This window comes from Carboxydocella sp. JDF658 (assembly GCF_002049395.1).
In the GTDB taxonomy this organism is placed as follows: domain Bacteria; phylum Bacillota.
This window is the reverse complement of record NZ_BDLR01000162.1, coordinates 13,653-14,089: the sequence shown is the minus strand read 5'-3', so window position 1 is coordinate 14,089 and position 437 is coordinate 13,653. Positions and strand designations below refer to the sequence as shown.

1 pseudogene is annotated in these 437 nt (G+C 54.5%); it reads right to left on the bottom strand.

The features are described from left to right. Positions 1-437, bottom strand: a pseudogene (locus JDF658_RS14530) (hypothetical protein); the annotation flags it as partial.

The window sequence follows — 437 nt, the reverse complement described above, 5'->3', positions numbered from 1 at the left end:
TGGTGGATTTGGTACATTTGGCTTTTTCTTTCTGGAAGTACCGGTCGAGGGCCAGAAGTTCCCCGCCGGGCACGAGGAAAGAAAAGCCGTCGGAGATTACTCCGGCTGCGATGTTCACGATACCCAGATCCAGCGCCATGACGTTTCCGGTTTCCTTATAGGTTACCGGGACCCTGTGGGTTATGTGCAGGTACCAGTCGCCGGTCCCGGGTTCGTAGACCAGCTTTACCTGCTGGACTTTGCCCAGAGTGACGTGCGGTGGGAGCTGGTATTCCAGTACAATCACCCGCCTGCCGTAGGTTTTGGGCAGCTTCAGGCGTACCCGGTTGCCCGGCAGTATTTCGAAAGCTTTCTGTTTAAAAGTCACGGTGCTGAGAGTATCTTTTTTTCGAAAGCCCGGCGGTTTTGCCAGTACATCGCCGTTTTTCCTGTGTGAG